This window comes from Candidatus Tremblayella princeps, from assembly GCF_900080145.1.
On sequence record NZ_FLRF01000001.1, the window covers coordinates 1 to 20,542 of the forward strand.

Genomic DNA, 20,542 nt, shown 5'->3' on the forward strand with positions numbered 1-20,542 from the left:
CAGCTCTGCCACCTTTACCTCACGGCGCTCCGGGCATCCACTGCGCGCCGTAACGCTTTTGTTCGGGCACTGCTGCTAGCTCGAAAGTACTGCACACAGCCAGCCCAGATCAGTTGAGCATGTGCCCCGGAGGCACTGCGCGCGCTAGAGCATCGCAGCCTGTAGCAACGAGGTGTTGGAGCAGCTTTAAAGCTCCCTGTGCATGCGAGCGCCGGGCATCCCGCATCGTACGTCTTGGCAGCTCATCCGATCTCGCGCAGGATGCTCTGACCACACGATAGCGCAGGCCGAGAGCCCCTCAGCACGCACTCTGCCAGGCCTAGCAGCGGCAGCATGGCAGGCTTGTCGGGGGGCTGCGCGTTAGGGGTATACTCCACTTTGTCGAACTGGTGCATGCGCTGCAGCCAGCTGTTTGCAACGCCATGCTCGCACGGCGTGTGCGCATAGCTAGCGTTAAATGTTTGCCATGAAGTATCTGACGTAGGGATGCGGGACCTACTGCACGGCGGTATGCCAGGAGCTGTCGCAGCCCTTTCTGCCTCGAATCTGACCTCCTCAGCAAGCTGCCCTAGCAACATACGGCGCGTGCACCTCAGAGTATCCGACCAGGCAGCATGCGCATCCAGCATGTGCTGCTCGATAGCGCGCCTGAGCATAGAAAGCTCCGCTAGATGGGGCGCGCTATTGCCTGCAGCAACTAGGCCAGCTGCGCATTGCGCCAAGGCGTGCGACGGGCGCAGCTCCCCATAGGTAGCTGCATGATTTCATTGGCTGCAGTAGCCCCTGTGTGCCTTGAGCAGCACTGTGAACCTAAGTCGAACGGGAGGCCACTCCTTAGCATGGCCTCTGCGTATCCACTGACGTCATGCGATATGGACCTGACCATAGCGTGGGCTACAAGCGCTAGCCTGTGTTCTTATGACTGGGCAGCAGGGGGTATGGTCAAGCAGGCCTAACGGCAGCGCAGCGAAGGCCTGCCTAACCACCGCTGCTACGAATTGCGAACGCCTAGCTCATGGTCTGCATGCCGACCATGCGAACAACGCATTTCAGTGCTCCGGTAGGCCGGCTTGGCGGCACGCTGGCCTGCATGCGACGTACTGGCACACAATATGGAGTGCTGTGCCGTGTTTGGCGACGGCGATGCTGCTCCTTGCAGCCCTAGCCCGCACGGTGGTTGTTCATGACGCCTAGGCAAAGCACTGGAGCTGAGCTCTAGGACAGGTAGGGGCAGGCGCAAGGAGGAGGCAGCGCGCTGGGACAGAGCACAGGTAGGCTGGCGAGTCATAGCCGGCGACGTCAGGGACGAGCGCTGCCTGCCTGTTGTTACGAGAGCCGCCCGGCTGCAACACGAACACCCGGAGCGAACACAGCGGACACGGCAGCATGTTCACCGGCTTAGTTAGTGCAATGGGCGTGGTAGTGTGCAGCGGTGCGGACGTTGTAAGCAGGTCTGCGGGCGTCCCGCTATGGTTTGCCCACATGCAGGCTTCCTATGGCCTCAAGCCTGGAGATAGCGTATCTGTATGCGGTGCCTGCATTACGGTCGGCAGGGCAGTGGGGCCTATGATCGGAGCCTGCATGTCGTACGACAGCCTCAGGCGGATGCTAAGGTGCGGCATTGCCACGAACGTAGAGCTGCCCACTGCAACTTCTGATCTGCTACACGAAACGATAGCCAGTGGTCACGTAGTTTGCACCGGCAGGTAATGGCCACCCGTTCCGATGGCGGCTCCGTTAGGCTGGCAATGGTCGTCTGCAGATACGATGGCAGGCCAATTGTGCTAACTGCCATAGGCCCAGACCTGGGAGATATGGTTGGACGTGCAGCGTGAACCTGGTTCGTGCTACGCTGCACAGCGTGCACGCTTGGCACCCTCATGGTAGGCGACGACGTTAACATAGAGGTACCGGCTTCATAGATGGTCAAGGCACTACGAACGCATAACACGCGCGCAGCTCAAGCGCTCATCGTGGCACGCAGCGCCATGCCATGCTGCGTTCGCGTGTTGCTGGTGGCGGGAGCACGGGAGATGCCCATAGCTTCAGCGCATCGCGCTCCATGGGCTGCGGTTGTGGTCATAGGTATCGTCCTCAGGGCGTCGCACGAGCAGTTGCCGCAATTCCTTGCGCCACCCTCCAGCGCGAGCTGCGTGCTGTAGGTGGGCCGCCTAGCTGATGCACTGCCTAGCCAAGCGCAGTACATCTCGCTGCTACCGACGAGACAATTAGCGCCGCTGCATCGCACACCAAGCGAGAACCTGAATTGAACCGGTGTAAGTAGCTTTTGCTTACTACCGCATGGCCACTTTGCTATCGCGCCGCGTGAGCGGAAGACGAGAATCGAACGATTTACCTTAACCTTGGCATCGTTACGCTCTGCCTACAGCCAGCTACTTCCGCCCTGGCACGACGCCATGGCGCATGGCCATCGCGCCCTGGTTGTGTTGGATGGGAGTGCATGCAATCGGCGTCGTGCGCTGCTTGCTGGTGTCGCAAAATGCTGGTGGGTGTAGCACCCTGCGCATTCGCAGGTCGCATTGTGCCATGAGCACTGGCACAATGCTGCCACCCCCCAGGCAGCATTGCATGCAAGCCCTATGCCTGCATAAATGGCGCTCAGGGCAAGCAAGGCAGCAATCGGCGCTATGGGCTGCGACACGCAACACTGTGCTCGGCGCGTACAGTTGGACAGGGTACCTATAAAACCTGGCACTGGCATACAAAGGCAGCTGCTGCTCCACCTCGAGTGGTGCATACCTACAGCCAGCCCTGGCTGTATGGGTGTGCCTTTTGCTCCATGGGTCCGTGCATGAGGCGTAGCGTTGCGTCTTCCACATTCCTGATGCTCAGGTCCTCCGTCCGCATGCGTCTTCGAACTCTATATCGAAGGCGCACTCTATGTAAACGAGGGACTCCATGATGTCCACCGAGTCAAGGCCATTGCGCACCCGGTATCCGAGTAACCTATGCCACCCAGTGCGCCGATGCGGTCATCGGGTATGCGCATGATGCGCGACTCGAGCTTATCCATCTCCCTCCACTACTGACATTGGCTTGTTGTCATGGCTCATCTGACCATCGTTACGCCTTGCTGCTGTGGCGTAGTGCCTTAGGTGCAGATTTCCATACTGATCGGAGGAGACGGCAGGTAGTTTCAGCTTCCCATGGCGCCGTCTCATGTTGCGCCTAGACGGCGACTTCTTCCGCTTAGGTACGGCCATATGTTGGTCGTGTTAAGCGTTCACACTACCGAGGCTCTGCTCCGGGCAGACATGGCTGCAAGGTCTCCATGGGCTGCGGTGCGTGAAGCCTCACCGCAGCCTTAGCCTCGGCATAATCATTTTGTATCCGCATGGTGCAGCCTGAGGGACGTGGTGCACAGCAGCAGCCTGGCCATGGCAACTGCGTCTGGAGTGCGCAGTTCAGGCATGCACGTGCCTAATGCGAACCTGCAGCCTTGTCCACTGCGGCAATGGCATCATTCTCGAACAGGATGCACTAACGCCAGCTCGCCTCGCTCGCTGGCGTTAGCAATTGCTACGCCCAGCCCACGTAAGCATGGCACACATAGTGACGGAGGGTTGCATCAACTGCAAATATACGTGTTGCGTCAGCGTATGCCCCACGGACTGCTTCAGGGAGGGGCCAAACTTCCTGGCAATAGACCAGAGCGAGTGCGTGGACTGCTCCATGTGCGCGAGGGAGTGCCCAGCAGGGGCCGTGCACCCCGAGAGCGCTGCGCCCATTGGATCGTGCCACTTCGCCAGGATAAATATGGAGCTTGCCATGCTATGGCCCGCAGTAAGGGCTAGGAGGGATAGGCTAAGGTGTGCGGATAGGTGGCGTAGCGTCAGGCGCAAGCTCCACCTACTCAGGATATAGGAGCAACGCACGTCCTCGATAGCGAAGCGGCAGAGCTGCGGACTCTAAATCCGCTGGACCCTTGTTCGATCCCAGGTCGAGCAGGCGCAATCGGCCGCTAGGCCTATGCGCGATAGTCGCCTACGCAGCGTGGGCCGCATGCTGCCCTAGCCTTGTCTGCCCAGTCCCTGATTGCTGGGTAGCTGTGCGCACAGCCCTGCAATGACCTCTCTAGGCTCCTTGCAATTTCCATCTGGGCCTCGCTCAGCTTCACCGGAACCTCAACCTGAACATGGACGTACAGATCGCCTGGCACCCTAGACCTGGTTCCGCCAACGCCCTTGCCCCTAACCCTGAACACGCGGCCTCCTTGCGTACCCTGCGGCACGTTGAATGACACGGCTCCGCCAATAGTAGGCACGCTGAGGCTGCCACCAAGCAGGGCAGTGGTCAGCCTCATGGGAACCGTGCAGTGGATGTCGTCTCCACGCCGTTCCAGGATAGGGTGCTGCTTTACGGCGACTTCGACAAGCAAGTCGCCGTACGATCCAGATGCCCCGGCGTCGCCGTATCCGGCAAGCCTTATTCTGGTTCCACTGTCTACCCCCCTTGGTATCTTCACTGATAGGAGCTTCCTTGACCTTATCTTCCCAGTGCCGCAACAGCTCGAGCACGGTCGTGCTATCACAGTGCCTGCGCCGCAGCATCCAGAGCACTCGTGGTACACCGAGAAGATGTCCTGCGAAGTGTACGCACCTCCTACGCCATCGCACGCGCGGCATTTGGCTGGTCGTGTGCCGCGCGAGCACCCTGAGCCATTGCAGCTCTCGCAGTACGTCAGCCTTGTGATAGGCACCTCTGCTTCATGCCCGAGAACGGCCTGCTCTAGCGTAACCTCCACCCTGCCCACCAGGTCTCTGCCCCTGGCGTCCTTCCTCTTAGCGGCCCTGTCCGCCATGTTCCGGCCGAATATGTCTCCGAAGATGTCCTCTATGGGGCAACCGAAGTCCTCGAATGCGCCATGCGTGCCGGGATGGTGCTCTGGCTGGTACTCAGCGCAGCGCGCGTCGTACCGCGCCCTTGCCTTGCTGTCGCCCAGCGTCTCATAGGCCTGTTTTATCTCCTTGAACCTCTCCTCCGCGCCATCTGCCCTGTTTCTGTCTGGATGGTATCTCATGGCGAGCCTTCTGTAAGCGCTCTTTATATCGGCGTCGCTGCAGCCCCTATCTACCCCAAGCACGCTGTAGTAGTCCCTGCCCATATAGTGAAGGCGGTGAGGGGGCTATGCGCGAGCGCAGGCCTCGCGTGTTTGCTACTTGCCAACCTCTGTACAGTCTGCGTCCACGACCTCGTCTTGGTTGGCGCTGCTGCCCTTGGGCTCTACGGCATCCTGCGCGCTCTTTGCTGCGTACATTCTCTCGCCTATCACCCTGGACTCCTCGATTAGATCCTTGAGCTTTGAGTCTATGAGCTGCTTATCGTCTGATCTAAGTACCTCATCTAGTGCCTTGATGGCTTCCTCTATCCTTGACCTTTCCTCTGAGCTAAGCTTGCTGCCATAATCTCGCAGTGACTTTCTGGTGCTGTGAACAAGGGAGTCGCCCTGGTTCCTGGCATTCACAAGGTCGCGCACTCTCCTGTCCTCCTCCTCGTTCGCCCGAGCATCATCCACCATCTTTGCTATCTCTGGCTCGGTGAGGCCTGAGCTTGCCCTGATGACCACCCTGTTTTCCTTGCCGGTGGCCTTATCCCTGGCGCAAACGTGCAGTATGCCGTTTGCGTCTATGTTGAACGTAACCTCTATCTGGGGCACGCCGCGTGGTGAGGGCGGTATGCCCTCTAGGTTGAACTCTCCCAGCAGCTTGTTCTTGGCAGCAATATCACGCTCTCCCTGATACACCTTGATGGTGACTGATGGCTGGTTATCCTCAGCAGTTGAGTATACCTGGGTGCACTTGGTAGGTATTGTGGTGTTTTTGGCAATCATTTTGGTCATTATGCCGCCCAGAGTCTCTATTCCTAGGGAGAGGGGCGTTACGTCAAGCAGTAGTACGTCCTTTCGCTCGCCTGAGAGGACCTGACCTTGTATAGCAGCGCCAATGGCAACTGCCTCGTCCGGATTTATGTCACGCCTCGGCTCCCTATTGAAGAACTCCCTTACTCGGCGAACGACGAGGGGCATGCGAGTTTGCCCACCTACCAGTATTACATCATCAATATCCTCCATCGAGAGCTTCGCATCCCTAAGCGCCGTCCTGCACGGCTCTATGGTCATCTCCACCAGGTCTTCAACCAGTGACTCAAGCTTTGCGCAAGTTAGCTTAATGTTCAGATGCTTCGGACCCCCAAGGTCGGCGGTTATGTAGGGCAGGTTGAGCTCTGTCTGCGAAGATGACGAGAGCTCTATCTTGGCCTTCTCTGCTGCCTCCTTAAGCCTCTGGAGGGCAAGGACGTCCTTTGACAGATCGGTGCCATTATCCTTCTTGAACTCAGCGACCACGTGTTCTATCACCCTATTGTCAAAGTCCTCGCCACCCAGTGCAGTGTCACCATTTGTTGATAGCACCTCAAACTGCTTCTCACCATCCACGTCAGCTATATCTATCACGGATATGTCGAACGTTCCGCCTCCTAGGTCGTACACCGCAACCTTCCTGTCCTTCTTGTCGGTCTTGTCCAGACCGAACGCAAGCGATGCTGCAGTGGGCTCATTTATTATGCGCCGCACGTAGAGTCCGGCTATCCTGCCTGCATCCTTGGTCGCCTGCCTCTGGCTATCGTTGAAGTATGCAGGCACAGTAATAACAGCCGCTTCTACGGGTTCGCCAAGGTAGTCCTCGGCAGTCCTCTTCATCTTGCGCAGAATTTCGGCCGAGACCTGCTGCGGCGCAACCTTTCCTCCCCTAACCTCTATCCAAGCATCCCCGTTATCTGAGCCAATTATCCTGTAAGGCAATGTGCCTATTTTCCTCTGTACCTCCCTGTCGCCGATCTTCCGGCCAATGAGTCTCTTTACTGCATAAAGAGTGTTCTTGGGGTTTGTCACAGCCTGCCGCTTGGCCGGAGCCCCAACTATTGTCTCGGCGTTCCCCTGGTAGGCTACCACGGACGGAGTTGTCCTTGACCCCTCGGCGTTCTCTATGACTCTAGGCCTGTCTCCCTCCATCACTGCTACGCAGGAGTTGGTCGTACCTAGGTCGATGCCAATGATTTTCATCATGCTAGACCAAGTGTAGGGTTTACGGTATCTGTGGCCTCACGTTCCTCCCCTTGGATACGACGACCAGCGCTGGCCTGCACGCGGTAAAGCATACGGTAGCCCTTCTGGAGCACAGATACGACCATGCCATCCGCGCCTTCGGCCTCTATGCCCTCGGCACCAGGCTGCCTAGGGTCGAACATCTCATCCTGGGGGTGTATGACATAAACTATGTTACGATGGAGCATGGCACGTAGCTGCCTTCCTGTCTGCTCTACTCCCTCCCTAACGCCCTACTCCAGTATCGTCCTGCAAAGACCTCTCTATGCTGTCCATTACCAGTAGAACCTGCCTTATATTGTTTGAGCTAGAGAATAGCCACAGCTTCGCCGCACCATCCTAGTACCTCCTCCTTGCGCCCTCAGCATCCGACCTGGCCCTGGATAGCATGCACTCTAGGTCTGCTCTCCTTCCTTGCAAGCCTGCGTCACAATACCTCGGCATTTGTGGCATGGTGTGCCCCTACGCCGCCCATGCTATCACTTGTGGCCTCATGCTATCTTCCATATCTGGGCTGGGTGTGGCAGCAACAGCAACTGCTATGCATCTCTGTGGCTGCTGTGGATGCGTGCGTGATTTTGGCACTGGGCACGCCGTGCACCATGCAACTGGCGTAGGGAGTCAATCAACGAGAAAGCACAACTGATAAGATGGCGGTTAAAATGTCGGTTGCACCACGTATCGCACATTATGCACGACAGGCTCAATTGGTTCATTATGCGCTGCAGGCACGAAGTGCGAAGCGTGCTCTGGGGCAATGACGACAGGCTGCTCGCGATCGTGGGGCCATGCTCAGTTTACGACACAGCCAGCGCATCCGAGTACTATGCCAGGCTGCTTGTGCAGAGACACCTGCATGGCAGCACGCTGCTTACTGTGGCGCGGGCGTTCTTCGAGAAGCCAAGGACTATCCTTGGATGGAAGGGACTGCTCGTGGATCCAGGCGCTGCAGGAACGAGTGACATAGCACTTGGCCTCCGGATGTCAAGGAAGCTCCTGCTACATGCAAACAGGCTAGGGCTTCCAGCATGCGCGGAGTGCCTCAGCATACCCACAGCGCTAAGTATGGCTGACCTGCTCTCCTGCGGAGCCATAGGAGCTCGCACGGTTGAGTCGCAGCCGCATAGGGAGCTAGCATCCTGCGCGCCATACGCTATTCTTATGAAAAACGACACTGCTGGCAACGCAACTGCGTCGGTGCGAGCAGCAGTTGCTGCACGCCATGCGCACTCATCCCCTTCGCTGCTGTGGGCAGCGGGCATAGCTCGCACCGTCGGAAATCCCTACTGCACTGTAGTTCTGAGGGGAGGCGCTGCTCCGAACTACGGTGCAGCGCACTCAGACCGCACGCGCACCGAGTTGTCTGCGGCAGGCATGGCAGGGCGCGTGGGAATAGACGCCAGCCATGGCAACAGCCTAAGGGATCACAGGCGCCAGGCAAACGTGTGCTCGCACGTTGCAATCCGGCTCCGTGATGGCGAGCGCGACACAGCCTGCATGGTAATGGAGTCACACATACACGAAGGCTCGACCATGCTGCCGCACGCAGCCTATGGCACAAGCGTCACCGATGGCTGCATGGGGTGGTCAGAGACAGTTGCAGCTCTTCGAGCCTTCTCCACATCGGCCAACCAGAGGAAGGGCAGGACAGGAAAGAGCCCCATGCTGAGAACGAGGACCTAACATGGGCTGCGGCGCGGAAGGACGTGAAGCCTCCTCAGAAGTATGCCGCCACAGTATAGCGTTCGGGTGCGAGTAAGAGCAAGGCCAAGCGCTGGGCTGCCGGCGACAGTTAGATCCTACGGACATGGCAGCAACGCCAGCCTCTGCTGCCTACCTGGCAGTGGCGACCAACTCTCCAGACAGCTCGCCTAAGCGCTGCATGGTGCCTACCGCTGGCTGTAGCACACGACGTCACAGCACACGCACTTTCACTACTTTGAACGTTATGCCAATCCCGATGATAGCACTGCGTACGTCGTACGCATCTCTGGGGGATCGAGTGACCCCAGCACACCGCTGCACACTTTGCATAAAGCGCATGCCCTGGTGAACCTGGCGCCCATGAAAGTAACGGCGCAAGCCGCATGGCATGCGTGGCACGTTGGGGCACCCGCCGAGCTACACACAGTGCACGATGCGGTGTACCCAGGCTGGACATTAATCGCACCGCACCTCACGCCAACGTGCCACGCATGAAGGATGCTTCGCATCCTTGCCTACGAGGCGTAACCGTGTAGCTGCGCCTGCGTTGAAGAAACATGCAAACTCCAGGTGAGCCTTGACTAAAGGAAGCTCTTAGTCAAGGAGCCCAGAGGGAAAGCTATGCGGCGTAGCTTTGCATGCTCTAGTCGTGCACGAAGCCTGGTCCCGTGCGGCCGCAGTCAGTTGCAGGGGTAAAAAAGTGCGTAGTGCCCCGTTGCCAGGCGCGCATAGCCTCGGAGCGCGCCTGGGCAGCCAGCGCGCCTAACTTTACGCCGCAGTTGCACGCATCGTCTGGGTTCGGCGTTGTGCCCCTAACGGATCCAGCGTACATTGTTAGAATACGCGATACTCAGCCGATGCGCATGGCGCGCCATGTGATGTCCATTGCTGCGAATGCAGCCCAGCCCAACGTGTCGTAACCCGCACACCTGTATCCCCCTCTCGCCCTAGATGTGCGCAGCAATGTTAGAGTCAACGCAGCCTTACATTGCGACGCCTATGCCCTTGGCATCATTCCTGCATTTGCAGCGCATGAGGTGCCAATGCGCAGCCTTTGCTTCACATCATCAACAGCGCGCCTCATGCTGGATAGAGCGGCGTTTACCTGCTCCCAAGTCCTTGTTTTCAGTCCGCAGTCTGGATTGACCCATAAATTCTCAGGAGGTACTATGCCTAGCGCTGCTGTTATGCGTCCAGCCATTGCATCCTGTGAAGGCAGCTGAGGCGAGTGTACGTCAAAGACGCCAGGTCCTACGCCCTTGCGGAAACCGCGTAGCAGAGCAAGAGGTGACATGTTTGATCGAGCGGCCTCAATGGAAACGACATCTGCTTCCATTTCCGACATCGTTTGCAGCACGTCTCCTAGCTCTGAGTAGCAAATGTGAGTGTGTATTTGCACGTCACAGTTCGTGCCCGAGCATGCTACCCCAAAGGCATCAGCTGCCCAGGCTAGGTACCTGGGCCGCATAGCGCGCTGCAATGGTAGGCCCTCTCTTAGCGCAGGCTCGTCGATCTGTATTATGCCAACTCCGCTAGAGCCAAGGAGCGATACCTCCAACCTGAGAGCGCGCGCAATCTGTAGGGATACCTCCTGATATGACATGTCGCGTCTTGCAAAGGACCAGCATACTATGGTGGTCGGACCTGTAACCATGCCTTTCATGGGCAGGTTAGTCAACTTACTCGCGTATGAGGTCCAGTATAGGGTCATTGGACGAACGAAGGAGACGTCGTGTGCTATTATGGGCGGCTTGGCGCATCGTGAGCCGTAGCTCTGCACCCAGCCGTGCCTCGTTATTACAAACCCCGCCATTGACTCTCCAAAGTATTCTACCATGTCGCCCCTCTCGACCTCGCCATGCACTAGCACGTCCATCCCTAGCTCTGCCTGCCTCCTGACTATGTGCTCTATCTCTGCCCTGATGGCTCCCATGTAAGACTGCAGCCTTATGCTACCACGCCTGAGTAATACCCTAAGCTGCCTAAGGCGTGGGGTTTGCGGGAAGGAACCTACGGTGGTTGTCGGTAGCACAGTCAGCCCGAGGGCAGACCGCTGGCGCTTTGCCCGGTCAGCGTACCCAAGCTTCCGACGCGGCGTCTGTTGAAGGTCCTCAGTACAAAAGCCGACGGCAGGCTTGAAGGAGCGAGATGGGTGGGCGCGCTCGTTAGCTCCGCCCGCATCTCCATGAGCCAGGCAGAGCTTCAACGCCGCAACCTCGCCTGCCTTCTGGATCGCAAAGGACAGCATAGGCCTGACTGACATGCTGACTGCAGCCTCGGTGGCTGCGTCAACAGGCACGTGCATGAGCGAGCAACTTGTTGACACCCACAGGCGGTCTTCTAGCCTCGCCATGTTTCTTGCCCTCTCTAGGAGCCGTGCGGTTGCTGAGAGGTCGCACGACCACACATGTCTACCATCCACTGCGCCTGCAGAGAGAACCATGTCACGTGGGAAGCAGCGCAGTGCGCCTAGCCTGAAGTTGCGCGTGACGTCTACATGCAACCCAGATACTGGGAGCTGGCAGAGTATATCGAAGCAGCCGGAGGGGAAAGAGTAGTACGACGTTAGGAGCAGCCGAGGCGACCTACGGCTTAGTGCGTCGTACGCTGCATGCATTGCGCCTGCCCATAGGTCAGGCATGTCAGTCAGGCTGGCAATGGGTTCCTCTACCTGGATCCACTCTACGCCACGCGCCTGCATTAGCGACAGGAGGTGAACATAGGCATCAACCAGCCCAGGCAGCAACTCTAGCCGGTTCAAAAGGCCATCTCGCTCCTTGCCTAGCCACAGGAGGGTGATGGGTCCGAGCAGGCTTGCCTTAACTCTATGCCCCGCAGCCTGGGCCATGTCAATCTCCTCGGCTAGCCATCTACCATCCCCTGGATCAAACTCCATGCCCCTGGAATACTCGGGCACCATGTAGTGGTAGTTCGTGTTGAACCATTTCTTCATGTCCATGGCTGCTCCTGCATAACCGCCACGTGCTGCAGCGAAATACGAGGCTAGCTTGTCGCAGGATAGCTGGCGAAGCCTGACCGGCATGCACCCCATTAGCTCCAGCGTGGACAGGACGTGGTCGTAGAGAGAGAAGTCGCCTACCGTAACGTAGTCCATCCCCGCAGCGCGCTGGACTTCCCACCCTTCCATGCACAATTCCCGACGCACGGCGTGTAGCAGCCTAGCGTTCTCGTCCCCACCGAAGGCCCAGTATCTCTCTAGCGCGAACTTTAGCTCCCTAGCCCTTCCAATCCTGGGATATCCTAGGATGTGCGAGGTAATCATACTGATAGCTAATCGGCCGCTTTAGCTCAAGATGGCAGTAGCATTTCATGCAATGAAATGGTTGTCAGTTTAACCCTGACAAGCGGCATGCGCTTATGTTCTGCAGCGCAGTCGCCCCATAGGCATCTGCGCTCACGGAGCGCCCCGTCATGTGAAGCGCAGGGTGTGATGTGGTTGTTATAGGCTGCAGGCATGCTGGGATCGCGGATGCCCATGGCATCCGCGATGGCAAGGGCGTCAACGCTAGTAATAACGCCAAGCATCGAAGGCATAGGTAACCTAAGCTGCAACCCTTCCATCGGAGGCATAGGGAAAGGACACCTGGTGAAGGAAATAGACGCGCTGGGCAATGGGCATGCTGGCTGACATGAGCTGCATAAGCACGATTACCCTGAAATCCGACTAATGGAGCCGCAGCCAGATCAAGCGCTGCAGATAAAACGCAGCCCTGTAGAGCGGCGCTGTACATGGCGCTCTGGTACCTTTCTGTAAGTACAGGACACAGCGTGCAGGGTGGAAATCACCAGAGGCAAGATCGTATTGGGCACCTTAGCTGGCATGGTAGCAGAGTGCGCATCTGCCGTTGTTTGCCGCAGGACCTCCTCAATGCCATGGTAAAGCTCGTAGCCACCCAGCGGTAGGGCAAGCACCGAAGGCCAGCTCTGGTGCTCGCTATCGGAGTGCCTGTAGCTCTAGGCATGCCCAGGGGGCGTCTTAAGACAGGCACACCGCCCAGGGGTCAGGTGCAGGGTGCTGCACCTGTGGCGGGCTGGATGGCAGGTAGGGCTATCGTGCGCTGCTCCATGGAGTTCATGTCGCCGCGCACGGTGCGCCCGAGGCCAGTGACGTGCTTGCTTAGGCGCACCACGCCTTAACACACCGCATTTTCTACCGCCACATGCACCATCTGCCATGTGAGGATACGACGTCACGTAACGAGGGCCGCGCTACTGCATGTCTCGGGAGGAGAAGGGAATGATGTTCAAGCAAAGGCCCACCATGCCGGTTGGTTTATCCTATGGGCCAGTCGTGGACGAGCTTTACCTGAACGGGCTACCTACCTGCATGGACCTGGACATCCAGAATAGCATAGTGGGCAGCATACCTGGCCTTGATGCCGCCCGCATCACACGCGCAGGGCATGCGGTTGAGTACTACTTCGACCCCATGCTGCTGCGCCCATCTCTTGAGTCAAGGGTAATGTATGGGGTCTACCTTGAAGAGCGAGCAGGTCAACGTAACTACGGGTTATCATGAGGCTGCAGCACATAGGCTGGTCACTGGCGTCAATGCAGCAAGGCACTCGGCCAAGTTAGCCGCATGGCTGCCCCATAGGCATGCGGCCTATATAGGCGTTCTGATAGACTCCATAGTCCGGCATGGAGTATCTGAGCCGTACCGGATTGTCACTAGCCGTGTTGATGATAGGACAGCGGTAAGGGAGGACAATGCTGACAGGCGACTGACGAGGACGGGACGAGAGCTAGGTATAGTACCCGACCATAGGTTGCTTACGTTCGGCCTAAAGGAGATGACCATAAGCTCCCACCACCACTGCGAGCAGTGCGCATCCAGCAGGATGTCGACGTAGCGCGGCTGAGGTGGGAGTCAGGAGAGCAGTTCTATAGGATGAACCACGCCAGGCCGCGCTGCCTTGACGCTGTGCGGCGCATGGAGGGCTTGACTCCCGCCGCAGTATCCCTGCTAGTGCTTACTTCGACCCCATGAAGCCTGAGGATGTTGCAGAGCACATGCGCCGTTGCGCATGTGCTATAGGCATGCTCCTATCAGCCCACGCCACGCGCGCTATGGCGTCGCTTTCGCGCTCCATGTCCAGGTGGAGCGCGACGCACGGACTGACTAGCAGAGGTCCAATGCACAGCACAGTCGTGCCCCACATTTGCGACGCTGCATCCATTGGAGCAGTGGTAATTAGTCTAATCAGGCCAACATGGCCCGGGATGCCAGTTACGGTTGTAGATATGGGATCGGGAGCAGGCTTGCCAGGCATGGCGCTAGGTGCCATGCTGCCTTGGCTTCGAGTAATTTCACTAGAGGCTACCCCAGACAAAAGTGTTTTCCAGAGCTATATGCAGCGTAAGCTGGGGCTGTGCAACCTAAGGGTTCTAAGGCCCACCGACTCAAGTGCAAGCGCGATGGGCGCTGAGGCCATAATAGCCAGGGCTCTCGTGCCGTACCCTTGTCTGCTGCGTCGTGTATTCCGGCAAGGGTGGTCAGGGGCAGTCATCACGGCCTCCGGGTCGTACTCCTTCGATATCACTGCTGGTACAGCAAGGTTATTCGGATGGAGGTCAGCCTGTGCCGCTAGGCTAAAGGTGCCCATGGTAAGCAAGCGGCGGTACGTCGTCATAACGGGGGCTGCGTGCCTTGCCTGGCAGCCACAGGCTATGCAATCCGGTGCTCTATGATGGCCTGCTGGCATAGCCTGTGACCCGAATCCTGATGAATGATGCTCCTGTTCCCCATTGGGGACAGAGCAAGATAGATCAAAAAAAACTGTACGCAGGAAGGCAGTGCATGACTGCGGCGCTAGAGCGGAGCGCCCTGTTCAGGGCCACGCTAGCATAAGCGCCGTCCCTGCGGATTGCACGGCACGGCGCTGCTACAGCCCATGCTACCAAGGGTGTAGGTACATAGTCGCATCAGCGTCCGAGCATGCATCTAAAAAGGGGTACTCGCAACCTCGCTTCCCAGGCCCAATGCCTGCGTGAGAAGATATGCCTCCATTGCATTCTGCAGTACGTTAACACATAGGAGGCAACCTGGCACGATGGTACTCGTTGCAGTGGGTTTACCACTGGCCAGGTGGCCGACTCGGACAGCCTGGCTTGGTCTACATTATCGCGGCCCGTGCAAACTACTCAGCATAGCGCCTAGGACCATTGCGGTGTAATCCAAGGCTCTCACCTCGTGCCATCTACGTGGCCTGCATCCTAGGTACACTCAGGCCCCGCCGAGCGCATTTGCCTGCCTCTATTGATGCCCTTGTCCTGGTGTTCTACTGGCTGAACAGCAGAACGGCTACCCTGTTACGAAGCAGTTGCTGCCATCGAGTGCGACTGTTGCACCGCAGCATGCTGGCACAGTAGAAAATTACCTCGTACTCGCGGCACGGTCGGCCAGCTGGAGGAAGTGTCTAGGCCTTTGCGTCATTGCGCTGTGCGCGGGCGGCTTGTGCATACAGCGCACGCTTTTTTCTGGCCGCGTTGTTCCTGTGCAGGGCGCCCTTTGCTTGCGCCATGTCAATGCAGCGCTCCATAGCAGCCAGCGCGCGAAAGGACTCCTCCTTGCACATCATACCAATTGCATGCCGTGCTGCATCTACAGACGCCGCGACCCTTGAACTCAGGCTGCGGTTCCTAATAGAGCGCCTTTGCGCAACGCGTAACCGTTTCATGCAGCGTCATGGTGGTTTACCTTTGCAGTTTAACTACACTCATAGAGTAAGACATGGACCTGACAAGCGTGCTGCTAAAGGTTGGCGGCGTTACACTGGTAACCAGGCTTCCTAGTTTGCTCCGAGATATACTCATAGCTAGCGTGTATGGGGCTAACCAGGCAACTGATGCGTTTTATATATCCACAAGGGTGCCAAACATGCTACGACGCGCATCCTCCGACGGAGCATTTAACCAGGCATTCCTGCCTCTCCTTACCCAGTACGACGTCTCTGACCCTGAGGAGGCACGGAGGTTCGCTGGCTGCACTGCGGGAGCCATGGCTGCAGCGCTTTGCTGTGCTGCAGTAGCGTGCGGGCTGTGCGCTACTTGGGTCACCTGTGCAATATCGCAAGATCTTGCCCGAGCGAACGTTTGTTCATTCGGTCGGGCAGTTTATATGCTAAGAGCCGCGCTGCCATATAGCGTAGCAACATCCATTGGATCCGTACTGGCTTGTGCGCTAAACGCCCAAAGATGCTATGCGCTTCCAGCGTTTGCACCCACTATTCTGAACGGTATTTTCGCTGCTCTAGTGACAGTCGCCCCTGCAATTACTATAGCACCAATATACTCATTGCCCTGGGCGCTAGTTCTAGGCAGTGCAGCGCAGTGCGCGGCGTACTTCCCGGCGCTAAGATCAACAAGGGCCATGCCAGCAGATCACTGGAGCTACTTTTTACCATGGGGTCATGCCGGCGTGCGGCGCGTCGTTTCTCGCCTGGTGCCTGGCCTGGTAACTATGGCTGCAGTTCATGCCGCGCTGCTACTCAATACTACCCTAGTCAGCAGCATGGGCGAAGGCTTGGTATCGGGCCAGAGTTACGCGGACAAGCTACTTGAATTCTCCACTGGTCTATATGGCAGCGCGCTGGGCAGTATACTGCTGCCCTGCCTCGCCAGGTCGTGCGCGGCAGGTGATTGCGCGGGCTATGCTACGCTAATGGACTGGGGGCTGTCCATCGTAGCTCTGGCCGCTGCGCCCAATGCCCTGCTTTTCACCCTGCTGCCCGAGCTGCCGACTGCAGCGTCTTTTAACTATGGTCGCTTCGCTGCACATACTGTAAAAATGGTAGCCAGACCGCTTGCTGCATATGGGCCTGGCATGTTAGGTATGCTTTTGTCTCGCACCCTATCCCAAGGCCTATACGCAAAGCATGACGTCAGTTCACCGGTGGTTGCATCGGTGCTCGGCATACTGCGATAGCAGGCTGCAGGGAGGCTGCTTCGCAAGCCCATGGGTCATGCTGGGCTGGCGATGGGTTCGAGCATAGGAGCTATGCTAAATGCAGCTTTGCTCCTGAGGAGCCTAACATGCCAGGAAGCATACGCCATCACGCAAAGGCACTGGGCATCGCTGTGCGCCAGGATATCAGCCTCAGCAGCAGTGGCAAGCACCATTCTTAGTTCAATAGCGCGCAGCGTAGACTGGGTAGGCATGTCTGTACGACCCATGCACAGGGCGTGCTTAGCGGCGGCAGTTCTTGCAATCTTCGTATCCGCTTATTCGTTCATCCTGTGGGGCATGGGTCTAAGGATGCAATGGATGCGCGAAGCCAGCTGTGCCGCAAGTAACACTGCGAAGTCGAACAGTACAACAGTCACTGCGCGCCAGGCAAGCGAGAGCGCTTGCGCTTGTGGTGGTGGGGAATCGCAAGCTAGGCGTGCCGTTTGGGCACGCCTAGCGTAAAGGAAAGTCCGGACTCTTGGGTTGGGGTGCGGCTAACGCCGAACGCAGCAATGTTTGCGCACATGAAGACACAGCACAGCCCGGCTGAAGCCAGGCATGGTGGGAGCGCAAAGCGCGCTGCAGGCTTTTCTGCAGCAATTGTGCCCCTTTGGAGTAACCCAATACAAGCAGCGCGCCGGATGCACGGTGCGCGCATTCTGTGCTAATCTGCAGGTAAGGGGCTTAGAGTGATGATTCAGACACTGAATCCGGCTTATCACCACCACATAACCATGGGAGGGCAATGAAAGACTCCGGTCACCATGTGCTGGACGCTCGCGGTATGGTTCTAGGCAGGCTAGCTGTAACCGTTGCAGGGCTACTGCGCGGCAAGCACAAGGCCAGCTATGCACACAACGCAGCTCCGCACAACGCAGTGACAGTAGTAAACTGCGAGCACGTAAGGATAAGCGGCAGCAAGGCTAACGGCAAGGTGTACTATAGTCACTCTGGGCATCCCGGTGGGCTAAGGCGAACAAAGCTGCACGACCTAATGCTGAGAAGCCCTGCAACAGTACTAAGAGCCGCCGTACGTGGCATGCTGCCACGTAACAGGCTGCGTGATGGCTTCATGAGCATGCTAAGGGTGCATGCTAATGGGGGGGCAGTACGCCGATGATTGGCTGGAGGTATGGCACTGGCAGGCGTAAGAGATCAGTGGCTAGGGTGTTTCTGAAAGCTGCAACCTGTACTGCAGTTATAGTCAACGGCATGCCGCTGGGGCTATACTTCAGATCCGCCGCGCATGCGCAGCATGCAGCGGCGCCGCTCCATGCCGCGGCATTGCATGCGGTAGTCAAAGCAAACGTGCAGGGCGGCGGCATTGGTGGGCAGGCTGGCGCGGTGCGCCTCGGCATCTCCAGGGCGCTGGCGTGCCTGTCTCCATGCCTGAGGCGCCCCCTTGCGGATGCAAGGCTTCTGACAAGGGATCAGCGTGAGGTGGAACGCAAGAAGCCCGGGCTGCGCAAGGCTAGGAGAAGGAGGCAGTTCTCAAAGAGATAGCGCCAGTGCTACAGCTAACCAACTGCGCTGTACTAAGACTGATGGGCACGCTTGCCTTCAACGGAAGAAGCTGCGTGCAGCTTAGGGTTTTCGTCAAGGGCGGCGGGTGCAAAGGCATGCGCCATAATTTCTGCCTTGCGTCATGCCGCACCGTAGGAGACTCAGGCATGACAAGGCTAGGCGTACGGCTCGTTGTGGACCCGCTTAGCCTCATGTATCTAAGCGGATCGGTTGTGGACTGTGGCACAGGGGTTGGAGACGCGCGCTTAGTGGTGTTCCACCCAAGTGCTGGCATGGTGTGTAGCTGCGGTGCATCGTTCGCGCCCGCATAGCGCCTGCGCGAACAGCAGCAGCTAAGCCAGACGTTCAACGGTAAGGAAACTCTAAATTGACCACAAAGCATGGGCGCCACATTGCCACATGAACACGAACTCAAGACGCATAACGCATGGATTCACCAGGTCTCCGAACAGGGCCATGCTCTGTGCCATGGGGTACGATGGGGCAGACTTTTCCAAGCCAATCATTGGCGTGGGGAGCGGATACTCCACCATAACCCCGTGCAATGCTGGCATACAGCGCGTCGTAGAGTCGGTGACGGCGATGCTGGCAAGGCATGGAGCCATGACGCAGGTTTTCGGCATCCCGACCATATCCGACGGCATATCAATGGGAACGCCGGGCATGAGGTACTCGCTCGTGTCTCGTGATGTTATCGCTGATAGTATAGAGGCATGCGCATGTGGGCAGAGCCTGGATGGACTGTTAGTCGTCGGAGGGTGCGATAAGAACCTGCCGGGCGGCATGATCGGGCTACTACGATCCAATATCCCAGGGATCTACTTGTACGGAGGCACAATACTACCAGGGTACTGGGGCGCCAGGGAGTTGACAGTGGTGAGTTCATTCGAGGCAGTTGGTGCCATGGGTAGGCAGGGCATGTCGATAGACGATATGCGTGAGGTTGAGCGGCACGCTTGCCCCACTACAGGATCGTGCGGCGGCATGTATACCGCGAACACAATGAGCTCATCATTTGAAGCTCTTGGCATGTCCTTGCTCTACTCGTCCACTGCTCCGAGCCCAGGCATCGAGAGGGAGATTTCCATATCAACGTCGGCACGGACTTTGATCAACGCAGTGCGACGGGGCATAAGGCCAAGGGACGTGGTAAACCACAGGTCCATACGCAATGCCATGGCGGTAGTCATGGCAGTCGGCGGGTCTACCAATGCCGTGCTGCACTACCTAGCGATAGCCGCTGCAGCTCGTTCTGCTCTCTCACTTAACGACGTGGAGCTAATAAGGAGGAGGGTGCCTGTAATATGTAACATGAAGCCATCTGGACTGCATAGCACTGCAGACCTACATGCAGCAGGCGGCGTTCCTCGTGTTATGCACGAGCTAGCGCTCGCTGGGCTCATAGACGAATCGTGCCTCACGATAACGGGCAGAACGATTGGAGCAGAGCTCCTAGCTGCGCACCGCATGTGCCATGGCTCTACCGTTGTGCTTCCTACGCACATGGCGCTATACCGTACAGGACGGCTTGTTGTGCTGCGCGGTAATATGTCAAGGGCCGGCGCAGTTGCCAAGACTTCAGGCCTGAGCATACTACTGCACAGCGGCACGGCCAGAGTGTTCCGCAGCGAGGAGGCATGTGTTCAGGCTATACTCAACGGCTGCGTGCGCATTGGCGACGTCGTAGTGCTTATTTACCTAGGCCCAAAGGGAGGGCCTGGCATGCCTGAGATGCTTTCCCCAACTGCAGCGCTAGTTGGCATGGGCCTAGGCCAGTCCGCTTGCCTCATAACTGATGGTAGGTTCTCAGGAGGAACGTGGGGCCTGGTGGTCGGGCATGTATCTCCTGAGGCCGCAGTTGGAGGCTCTATAGCGCTTGTCAGTAACGGCGACTTAATCACAGTCGACTTGCGCAACAACTCTCTTCACCTGCACATTGACTCATGGACGCTGGCTGCACGTAGGGCAGAATGGCGGCTACCTTGCACTGCGTGTGCAGAGGGGCTACTGAGAAAGTACCACGACGGAGTGGGCCAGTCTCACAATGGCGCGATAGCTGCATAGCATTCGCTCTTGGTAATGTATCGGCTGATATGGCATTATCAACAACAGCAAACAACGCACTGCCTGGTCTCATTCAGCACTATGCCCCTCGCATAGGCTGAAATGGTGGATGAGAGCCAACGGCTATGGTAACCAAGCTTCGAGTTTTGCGCAATAGA

14 protein-coding genes, 2 tRNA genes and 3 pseudogenes are annotated in these 20,542 nt (G+C 57.7%); 10 read left to right on the top strand and 9 right to left on the bottom strand.

Annotation, left to right across the window (positions count from 1 at the left end):
• Window positions 1-2,251 precede the first annotated feature (2,251 nt).
• From BC380_RS00995 to rpmF, 3 genes and pseudogenes are all read right to left on the bottom strand, one after another.
• Window positions 2,252-2,323: transfer RNA gene (locus BC380_RS00995), tRNA-Cys, on the bottom strand.
• A gap of 5 nt (window positions 2,324-2,328) precedes the next feature.
• Window positions 2,329-2,403, bottom strand: a tRNA-Gly gene (locus BC380_RS00035).
• 745 nt (window positions 2,404-3,148) lie between these two features.
• Window positions 3,149-3,224, bottom strand: a pseudogene (gene rpmF / locus BC380_RS01080) (50S ribosomal protein L32); the annotation flags it as partial.
• A 337-nt stretch (window positions 3,225-3,561) separates the two neighbouring features.
• Here rpmF and BC380_RS00050 point away from each other — a divergent pair.
• The gene (locus tag BC380_RS00050) at window positions 3,562-3,885 is read left to right on the top strand and encodes a ferredoxin family protein (RefSeq protein WP_075047629.1); all 324 of its coding nucleotides are present in this window, start codon (window positions 3,562-3,564) and stop codon (window positions 3,883-3,885) included.
• 103 nt (window positions 3,886-3,988) lie between these two features.
• Here the strand turns inward: BC380_RS00050 and dnaJ are convergent, their stop codons facing one another.
• From dnaJ to BC380_RS01085, 3 genes are read right to left on the bottom strand one after another with little or no spacing between them, the layout of a single operon-like run.
• On the bottom strand, window positions 3,989-5,125 hold the full coding sequence (gene dnaJ, locus BC380_RS00055) for a molecular chaperone DnaJ (protein WP_075047607.1): 1,137 nt from the start codon (window positions 5,123-5,125) through the stop codon (window positions 3,989-3,991).
• A 51-nt stretch (window positions 5,126-5,176) separates the two neighbouring features.
• Entirely contained in the window at window positions 5,177-7,084 is a 1,908-nt protein-coding gene (dnaK, locus tag BC380_RS00060) for a molecular chaperone DnaK (protein ID WP_075047608.1), read from the bottom strand.
• Window positions 7,081-7,311 carry a nucleotide exchange factor GrpE gene (locus BC380_RS01085; protein WP_075047609.1) on the bottom strand — a complete coding sequence of 77 codons (231 nt, stop codon included), beginning with the start codon at window positions 7,309-7,311 and terminating at the stop codon, window positions 7,081-7,083. Before BC380_RS01085 ends, dnaK begins: the two co-directional genes overlap by 4 nt.
• Before the next feature lie 502 nt (window positions 7,312-7,813).
• On the opposite strand from BC380_RS01085, the gene BC380_RS00075 reads away from it, so the two are divergent.
• Complete coding sequence (locus BC380_RS00075; protein ID WP_148702219.1) at window positions 7,814-8,806, top strand: 3-deoxy-7-phosphoheptulonate synthase; 993 nt, start codon at window positions 7,814-7,816, stop codon at window positions 8,804-8,806.
• A gap of 664 nt (window positions 8,807-9,470) precedes the next feature.
• Here BC380_RS00075 and BC380_RS01090 read toward each other — a convergent pair.
• Together BC380_RS01090 and metE are read right to left on the bottom strand one after the other, a co-directional pair.
• Window positions 9,471-9,659, bottom strand: a complete 189-nt coding sequence (locus BC380_RS01090; RefSeq protein WP_075047613.1) for a hypothetical protein — start codon at window positions 9,657-9,659, stop codon at window positions 9,471-9,473.
• Window positions 9,660-9,824: 165 nt separating this feature from the next.
• Window positions 9,825-12,110, bottom strand: a complete 2,286-nt coding sequence (metE, locus tag BC380_RS00090) for a 5-methyltetrahydropteroyltriglutamate--homocysteine S-methyltransferase (RefSeq protein WP_075047614.1) — start codon at window positions 12,108-12,110, stop codon at window positions 9,825-9,827.
• Window positions 12,111-12,280: 170 nt separating this feature from the next.
• Here metE and BC380_RS00095 point away from each other — a divergent pair.
• The 3 genes and pseudogenes from BC380_RS00095 to BC380_RS01095 all read left to right on the top strand — a co-directional run.
• A pseudogene (locus tag BC380_RS00095) lies at window positions 12,281-12,470 on the top strand (FAD-dependent oxidoreductase); the annotation flags it as partial.
• A 591-nt stretch (window positions 12,471-13,061) separates the two neighbouring features.
• Window positions 13,062-13,367: pseudogene (locus BC380_RS00110) on the top strand (FAD-dependent oxidoreductase); the annotation flags it as partial.
• 551 nt (window positions 13,368-13,918) lie between these two features.
• Complete coding sequence (locus BC380_RS01095) at window positions 13,919-14,539, top strand: RsmG family class I SAM-dependent methyltransferase (RefSeq protein ID WP_420885275.1); 621 nt, start codon at window positions 13,919-13,921, stop codon at window positions 14,537-14,539.
• Window positions 14,540-15,267: 728 nt separating this feature from the next.
• On the opposite strand, the gene rpsT is transcribed toward BC380_RS01095, so the two are convergent.
• On the bottom strand, window positions 15,268-15,528 hold the full coding sequence (gene rpsT, locus BC380_RS00130) for a 30S ribosomal protein S20 (protein WP_075047621.1): 261 nt from the start codon (window positions 15,526-15,528) through the stop codon (window positions 15,268-15,270).
• A gap of 53 nt (window positions 15,529-15,581) precedes the next feature.
• On the opposite strand from rpsT, the gene BC380_RS01100 reads away from it, so the two are divergent.
• The 5 genes from BC380_RS01100 (at window position 15,582) to ilvD (ending at window position 20,384) form a co-directional block, all read left to right on the top strand.
• A complete protein-coding gene (locus BC380_RS01100; RefSeq protein ID WP_075047622.1) occupies window positions 15,582-16,775 on the top strand; it encodes a lipid II flippase MurJ in 1,194 nt (397 codons plus the stop codon).
• 766 nt (window positions 16,776-17,541) lie between these two features.
• The gene (gene rplM, locus BC380_RS01105) at window positions 17,542-17,916 is read left to right on the top strand and encodes a 50S ribosomal protein L13 (protein ID WP_075047625.1); all 375 of its coding nucleotides are present in this window, start codon (window positions 17,542-17,544) and stop codon (window positions 17,914-17,916) included.
• Complete coding sequence (rpsI, locus tag BC380_RS00155; RefSeq protein WP_075047626.1) at window positions 17,913-18,299, top strand: 30S ribosomal protein S9; 387 nt, start codon at window positions 17,913-17,915, stop codon at window positions 18,297-18,299. The genes rplM and rpsI overlap by 4 nt, the downstream gene beginning before the upstream one ends.
• Before the next feature lie 5 nt (window positions 18,300-18,304).
• Window positions 18,305-18,631 carry an iron-sulfur cluster assembly accessory protein gene (locus tag BC380_RS01110; RefSeq protein ID WP_420885276.1) on the top strand — a complete coding sequence of 109 codons (327 nt, stop codon included), beginning with the start codon at window positions 18,305-18,307 and terminating at the stop codon, window positions 18,629-18,631.
• 88 nt (window positions 18,632-18,719) lie between these two features.
• Window positions 18,720-20,384, top strand: a complete 1,665-nt coding sequence (ilvD, locus tag BC380_RS00165) for a dihydroxy-acid dehydratase (RefSeq protein ID WP_075047628.1) — start codon at window positions 18,720-18,722, stop codon at window positions 20,382-20,384.
• Window positions 20,385-20,542 lie beyond the last annotated feature (158 nt).

Excerpts from the sequence above, each read along its gene's own strand:
- rplM (WP_075047625.1), top strand. The coding sequence starts at position 17,542 with ATGAAAGACTCCGGTCACCATGTGCTGGACGCTCGCGGTATGGTTCTA.
- BC380_RS01090 (WP_075047613.1), bottom strand. The coding sequence starts at position 9,659 with ATGTACGCTGGATCCGTTAGGGGCACAACGCCGAACCCAGACGATGCG.
- metE (WP_075047614.1), bottom strand. The coding sequence starts at position 12,110 with ATGATTACCTCGCACATCCTAGGATATCCCAGGATTGGAAGGGCTAGG.
- BC380_RS00075 (WP_148702219.1), top strand. The coding sequence starts at position 7,814 with ATGCACGACAGGCTCAATTGGTTCATTATGCGCTGCAGGCACGAAGTG.
- BC380_RS01085 (WP_075047609.1), bottom strand. The coding sequence starts at position 7,311 with ATGCTCCATCGTAACATAGTTTATGTCATACACCCCCAGGATGAGATG.
- BC380_RS01100 (WP_075047622.1), top strand. The coding sequence starts at position 15,582 with ATGGACCTGACAAGCGTGCTGCTAAAGGTTGGCGGCGTTACACTGGTA.
- dnaJ (WP_075047607.1), bottom strand. The coding sequence starts at position 5,125 with ATGGGCAGGGACTACTACAGCGTGCTTGGGGTAGATAGGGGCTGCAGC.
- ilvD (WP_075047628.1), top strand. The coding sequence starts at position 18,720 with ATGAACACGAACTCAAGACGCATAACGCATGGATTCACCAGGTCTCCG.
- BC380_RS01095 (WP_420885275.1), top strand. The coding sequence starts at position 13,919 with ATGGCGTCGCTTTCGCGCTCCATGTCCAGGTGGAGCGCGACGCACGGA.
- rpsT (WP_075047621.1), bottom strand. The coding sequence starts at position 15,528 with ATGAAACGGTTACGCGTTGCGCAAAGGCGCTCTATTAGGAACCGCAGC.
- rpsI (WP_075047626.1), top strand. The coding sequence starts at position 17,913 with ATGATTGGCTGGAGGTATGGCACTGGCAGGCGTAAGAGATCAGTGGCT.
- dnaK (WP_075047608.1), bottom strand. The coding sequence starts at position 7,084 with ATGATGAAAATCATTGGCATCGACCTAGGTACGACCAACTCCTGCGTA.
- BC380_RS00050 (WP_075047629.1), top strand. The coding sequence starts at position 3,562 with ATGGCACACATAGTGACGGAGGGTTGCATCAACTGCAAATATACGTGT.